Origin of the sequence: Nostoc sp. UHCC 0251, from assembly GCF_034932245.1 — a bacterium.
Taxonomy (GTDB): Bacteria; Cyanobacteriota; Cyanobacteriia; order Cyanobacteriales; family Nostocaceae; genus Nostoc.
Map to the genome: position 1 here is coordinate 21,494 of NZ_JAYGHD010000044.1, position 6,056 is coordinate 27,549.

The following is a 6,056-nucleotide window of genomic DNA, read 5'->3' on the forward strand; positions in this document are numbered from 1 at the left end:
GATTTTTCTCCCACCTACACCACTAACGATTGATTGCTACATTTCAAAAGTTCCACCAGAAAGTCCAAGTATTGGCTTACAACCTCCAAAACTTTGGAGGAATGAGGTTGGTCACTTGGAGTTCTGCTGCTGGGACAATTCGCATAGTCTTAGTTTGCCCAGAGGTATTGGCAGATTTATAACGGAAATGACAAGTATTGATAAATTTTTGATAATGGGATGATGAACACATCCAATTTCTCGGCTGGATATGTCAGGGATAAACAATAGGCAATGGCAATGGTAAGAAACGAATCTGTAGGGCGGATGGTAATGTTCCTCTGTTTTGGCACAGCATTTTTATCTTTAGCTGTCCATTGGCGTATTACTACGGCAGAACGACAGTCTGATAAGTCTGCATCTACTTCGATGCGGCAAGATTCTACCCTAACCAATCCCAAAGGAAGCCGCTCAGAGGGAGTCTACAAGAATCTTTCGCAAGTGAGTTTAGGGGAAATTGCGTTGGGTACATCTGTGCCACCTGATGAAGTTACCCAAGGCTCAACTCCCCAAAGGGTGTTTACACCAAAGTCTTCTGCTATTAAGCCTCAAACTAAATCAAAAATAATTAAGAAGAATATAGCGAAAGCAACTAATGTACCCTCAATTGTGGGAAGTGCTTCTAAACTCAGGTCTTCTACTATTAAGTCTCAAAGTAAATCAAAAATAATCAAGAAAAATGTAGCTAAAGAAACTGTTCGGAGGCCTTCTACACTCAAGCCTTCTACTATTAAGCCTCAAACTCAGCCTCAAACCATTAAGAAGAATATAGCTAAAACCGACCTACCATCTAAGACCCAGCTGGTGGCGCAAGCAGAAAGACAAAATCCAGCAGATGGTTGGCCAAAAGCTTTCTGGTCTAAGGCTTCAGCTCAACAAGTACCGTTTAATAGGCTGGCAGATGCCAAGACGCAAGTAGTGGTTGATTTAAGCGATCGCCGCACCTATGTATACGCAGGAGATGAGGTGATAGCCAGCTACCCAATTGCTGTCGGTAAAAAAGGTTGGGAAACGCCTACAGGTTCTTTCCAGGTGATGCACATGCGGCACTATCCAATCTGGCGTCACCCAATTACGGGTAAAGTATTTGAGGCTGGTACGGATAGTCCTTTGGGAGACAGATGGATTGGTTTTTGGTCAGATGGACGGAATGAAATTGGTTTTCATGGCACGCCGGAAATCGACCTAGTAGGAACAGCTGTATCTCACGGCTGCTTAAGAATGCGTAATTCTGATGTTCGATTGTTGTATGAGCAAGTGAGTTTAGGAACAACAGTGTTAGTGCGTGATTAATTGATTAAGAGTCATTAGTCCTTAGTCCTTTGTCCGTTGTCTAAAACAAATGACCAATGACTAATGACCAATGACTCCTAAAATTATAATTTTTGCTCAAAGTTAGGTGCGTATGTCTGGAGTAAAGCACTAACTTGGCGTACAACTTCATTCCCAGTATTTTTGCCTAAGGCTTGTCGTTCTGGGAAGAAATTGGGTCGATCGAGGTAACGGTTAATTGCCTCACTTACTTGCTGAGAAATTAAGTCTTGGAGTTGTGCCTGAGCCGTTTGGCGCTGGAAGTTAGCACCTTCTTCTGTAGTAGCATACAGAGGGGGTAGCCGATTGAGGGCGTAAGCAGCAATATCCCCGACATCTAGAGAACTTTCACTGGTAGCTTCAATTTCTGCGACTCGGGCGATCGCTTCGGTCAGTACCAATTCTTCCATAACGTTAATAAATTGTTTGCGAGGTACCGCCACTACCTCACCAGTCAATAGCGCACCCATCAGCCGATCCAGCGCCATATACTCTTCAATTGAGAGTTCTGAGGCGTTGTCACAGATTCTACCGACTTCTGCTTCCATTGCTGGTGTCAAATAACCATCCTGGAGAGCTTGTTCTACTATTTTTTCGATACTCATAATGCTTATCATCATTTATGTTAGCCAAGCAAGGTAGGGACGGTATCAATCCAATTTATTTTGCCTAATTAATTCTCAGCAAAAAAAATATAAATTATGCACAGACGCGATCAAGTCCGCCTCTACTAGTTAACGACCTTAGTTCGCCAAGGTGTTGGATCAACAGATTGTCCGTTGACATACAGACCCCAGTGCAAGTGCGGTCCCGTAGAGGCACCTGTTGAACCTACTGCGCCAATTAGTTGACCAGCTTTCACAAAATCACCTTCTTTAACGTTAATACGACTCAGGTGCATGAAAATACTGGTTACTCCTTGACCGTGGTCAATGCCAACTACGTTACCGTGTACCCGAAACCCTTGGGATACCCTACCTACCAAAGCAACTCGTCCAGCGGCTGGGGAAATTACCGATGAACCGGCAGCACCAGCGTAGTCAAGACCACGATGATAGTAGTCCTTTGCAAATGTACCATTATAGTAGCGACGTACACCATAGGTTGTACTCATTCGTCCTGCGTTGGGCCTCATGAATACTCCATTCCAATACTTTTCTGGTGTTTGCAGTGCCTTGAAAGCTGCTACACGCTTAAGTTCATGCTCTGTGGCCTTCACTCCGGCTTTGCCAGGTGGCAAAGTAATGCGTTGTACGGGGAACTTGCGATTAAGCACATTCACTGCCAAGTTTTGTACTTGACCATCCCCTGTAACCCGAAGTGTTCTAGTTCCAGCTTTTTCTAGCGGAGTTGTGGGAACAAAAGCCCGATACTGATTGGGGGCAATTTCAAAGGCTGGGTATGTATTATTACCAACTGCTACTGTTGGATTTGTATTATTATCGGGATTATCTTGATTAATCTCCACCGAGAGTGTATCCCCTAATTTAGGATTAGTTGGAGTAACTTTTACTTGTAAAGCATTTACAGGCAATGCCAAGGTGAGAGGGAGAATAGCAAATATTCCCTTTAACACATTTATTGCACGGCGATTGGCTGTTAAAGTTCTGACATCAAAACCGAGCAAATTCTTGTTTGAACTACTAACCTTGTTCTCAATAATCATAGAGCTACAAAAAATATCTTGGTTGTGTCGGAAAATAGACTAGTACAACGGGCGCGGAAATAAACATACCATTTCAAATGGTGCAAAAGCTTAGAATACAATTATGCGTGACTTTTGACACTTCGACTCCTTTCGACTGCGCTACCTCGGCTCCGCTCGGCACAAGTCAAGGCAAGTCGCTCAGTGTTAACTTTTGACTTCTGCCTTGCGGTACTAGCTTATTTCTACTAGTGTTTTGAGTTTGCAGCAGATGTTGTTAAAAATCATCAATGTTGGGATAATTCTCGGAAGACTTATAAATATTACAGCCGCACGGGGTAGGAGACAACGGAGAATGATTTTTAACTGTAATTTAGTGGATTGGTATTAACTTTAATAACCAAGGTGTATGACATTGGCAATGATCTTAAAATTTAACTAGGTTAATGGTAAAGATGCTCTTGTGGCAAGCCAAAAGGTATAATTTGTTCGGCAACAAAAGAAACTCGTTCTGGTTAAAGCCATTACATAATAGTACTTGAAGAAAATCTTGGAAGCAACTGGACACTTGTTCAACTGGACACTCCTATTACAGTTTTAGGTTAAAGTTGGTGTAGTGAAATTACCCAAATCACGTAAACCAAGGGTAAAGTGTAAGAAATAACCCCATAAAATTTAGGCAAAGCTAGATTTAGCAAGCTGTTGAGCATTTAATTGCACAAGTAGGGTGGGCATCGTGCCCACCCTACAATAATTTTTATTGATATATTGTGTGAAATTATAGGATTTTCAGTTTATCTAATCCTTAAATGCCTGAGCTACGCCATCGTAGCAGATTTTCTTAGCGTTGGTATAAGGTGCAAAATAGGAAAATAGCAGTAATTTTATGTAAAATTTTGTCGTTTCAAGTTTATAAGCTCGATGATGGAGTAAAAAGCTCAAATTTACGAGTTCAGAAGCTTGATGATAGGATGCGCTTATCAACTCTAAGCTGATAGTTTTACTTTTGACTTGAGTTTGCCATCTTCCATGTGAACAATGCGATCGGCAATGTCCAGGATGCGGTTATCATGAGTAACCATCAAGATGGTACAGCCTTGTTCCTTTGCCAGTTTTTGCATAAGATTGACTACATCGCGCCCCGATTGACTGTCAAGAGCGGCGGTGGGTTCATCCGCTAGGATTATTTCAGGATGACTAACTAAGGCACGAGCGATCGCTACTCTTTGTTTTTGTCCCCCAGACAGCTTATCAGGATAGTAATGCAAATGATTTCCTAATCCTACTTGCTCTAACATCTGGGCTGACCTAGTTAGCATTTGTTTTAACCCAAGATGTTTTTGCAATTCCAAAGCCATTTTGACGTTTTGGAGTGTCGTCAAACTACCATGCAAGTTATGTCCTTGGAAAATATAACCGTTACGGCGTCGCGCCTGTACTAGTTGTTCAGCACTAGCACCACAAAGTTCTCGCCCCAACACCCGCAAACTACCAGATTGGGTAGAACGCAATCCACCCACTAAAGTCAACAAGGTAGTCTTTCCAGAACCAGAGGGCCCGGTCATAATAATCATTTCACCGGCGTTAATCTCCAAGTTGATGTTAGATAAAACTTGCTTACGGAGTGAGCCGTGACCAAAATGGTGGTCGAGATTCTGGATGGAGATGACGGATTGACTAATCATAAATAGATCGATTACTGGTGATGATCGTCATTTGTCCTTTGTCCTTTGCAAATGACAAATGACCAATGACCAATGACAAATGACAAATTTAGAACATATCAGCGGGGTCGGTGGCTTGTAGTTTACGGGTTGCGATCGCACCGGAAATTGTACACATAATTATGGTCAGCAGTAATACCTGCAATGCTCGCATTACAGTCATGTACATGGGCAAATTTGTGGCACTGCGAGTCAGTTGGTAAAGTGCTAAGGATACTCCCAAGCCAGGGAAAAAACCCAGTGCTGCTAATATTAACGATTCTTCAAGCACTACACCGAGCAGGTAATAATTGCGATAACCTATTGCTTTGAAGGTGGCGTATTCCCGAACATGGGCATTAACATCGGTGGAAAGCACTTGATAGACGATAATCACGCCCACCACAAAGCCCATCGATACACCCAGGCTGAAAATAAACCCAATTGGGGAATTTGTTCTCCAGAAGTTGTTCTCAAATTCAATAAATTCGGCGTGGGTTAAGACTTTGACATCATCTTTTAGATAGGCTTTCAATGTTGCTGCCACCTTTTTCGGGTCATAGCCTGGTTTTACCTTAATCAAACCTAAACTGACACTGCTGGACTGTCGCCCAGAAAATAGCCGTAAAAAATTTTGATCGCTGGTAATCAGGTTGCCATCAGCGCCAAAGGAAGCCCCAACTTGGAATAAGCCACTAATGGTAATTGTGCGCCGTTCTATTTCGGTGGTTAGGGTTTTACCTTGATCAATTTGGGCGATCGCTTTTTGATAATCTCCTCTAGCACCACGATCAAACAAGACAGAACCTGGCAGCTTGATTGTCTGCAATTGCTGGTTAAGATCCGGTAAATCAAAGGCAGGCTTATCTGGGTTGAACCCGATAACTAAAACCCCCGCCTCACGGTGCGTTTGGGGATTTTTCCAAATTGTGTTGTTGAAATACATTGGTTCTGCTGACTTCACCCCTGGTATATCCATTGCTTGGTAAAGTCGCCGGCGAGAAAATGTAGACAAGCTTGGCAGGTTACGAGCTTGGGGACTGGTTAAAACTATGTCTGCTTGCAAACTGCGATGTAGTCTAGTGTTACTGTCATAGAGCGCAGTCTGAAAACCTAGCTGCATAAACATAAGAAGATCCGCAAAGGCAATGCCTGACAATGCCACTAAAAGACGGCTTTTTTCATGATTCAGTTGCAGCCATCCGAGGGGGGTTCGCCGTCGCAGTTGTTTAATCAATCCCATTATGAGGAGTGGGGAGTGGGGAGTGGGGAGCAGGGGAGCAGGGGAGTGGGGAGTGGGGGAGCAGGGGAGCAGGGGAGGCAGGGGAGGCAGGGGAGGCAGGGGAGGCAGGGGAGGC

The 6,056-nt window shown here is 43.4% G+C and carries 6 protein-coding genes; 2 read left to right on the forward strand and 4 right to left on the reverse strand.

Annotation, left to right across the window (positions count from 1 at the left end; translation table 11 throughout):
* Positions 1–29 precede the first annotated feature (29 nt).
* Both VB740_RS08280 and VB740_RS08285 read left to right on the forward strand, forming a co-directional pair.
* Positions 30–182 carry a hypothetical protein gene (locus VB740_RS08280; protein WP_323199563.1) on the forward strand — a complete coding sequence of 51 codons (153 nt, stop codon included), beginning with the start codon at positions 30–32 and terminating at the stop codon, positions 180–182.
* A 499-nt stretch (positions 183–681) separates the two neighbouring features.
* A complete protein-coding gene (locus tag VB740_RS08285) occupies positions 682–1,332 on the forward strand; it encodes a L,D-transpeptidase (protein WP_416289467.1) in 651 nt (216 codons plus the stop codon).
* 83 nt (positions 1,333–1,415) lie between these two features.
* Here the strand turns inward: VB740_RS08285 and VB740_RS08290 are convergent, their stop codons facing one another.
* The 4 genes from VB740_RS08290 to devC form a co-directional block, all read right to left on the reverse strand.
* The gene (locus VB740_RS08290; RefSeq protein ID WP_179068053.1) at positions 1,416–1,955 is read right to left on the reverse strand and encodes a late competence development ComFB family protein; all 540 of its coding nucleotides are present in this window, start codon (positions 1,953–1,955) and stop codon (positions 1,416–1,418) included.
* 125 nt (positions 1,956–2,080) lie between these two features.
* Positions 2,081–3,016, reverse strand: coding sequence for a M23 family metallopeptidase (locus tag VB740_RS08295; RefSeq protein WP_323199564.1), 936 nt, complete (start codon positions 3,014–3,016; stop codon positions 2,081–2,083).
* A gap of 965 nt (positions 3,017–3,981) precedes the next feature.
* Positions 3,982–4,680, reverse strand: coding sequence for a DevA family ABC transporter ATP-binding protein (locus tag VB740_RS08300; protein WP_323199565.1), 699 nt, complete (start codon positions 4,678–4,680; stop codon positions 3,982–3,984).
* A gap of 88 nt (positions 4,681–4,768) precedes the next feature.
* Positions 4,769–5,941, reverse strand: a complete 1,173-nt coding sequence (gene devC, locus VB740_RS08305; RefSeq protein WP_323199566.1) for an ABC transporter permease DevC — start codon at positions 5,939–5,941, stop codon at positions 4,769–4,771.
* Positions 5,942–6,056 lie beyond the last annotated feature (115 nt).

What these genes read in the sequence shown, in the direction of transcription:
- VB740_RS08290 (WP_179068053.1), bottom strand. Translation starts at nt 1,955, where the DNA reads ATGAGTATCGAAAAAATAGTAGAACAAGCTCTCCAGGATGGTTATTTG.
- VB740_RS08295 (WP_323199564.1), bottom strand. Translation starts at nt 3,016, where the DNA reads ATGATTATTGAGAACAAGGTTAGTAGTTCAAACAAGAATTTGCTCGGT.
- VB740_RS08300 (WP_323199565.1), bottom strand. Translation starts at nt 4,680, where the DNA reads ATGATTAGTCAATCCGTCATCTCCATCCAGAATCTCGACCACCATTTT.
- devC (WP_323199566.1), bottom strand. Translation starts at nt 5,941, where the DNA reads ATGGGATTGATTAAACAACTGCGACGGCGAACCCCCCTCGGATGGCTG.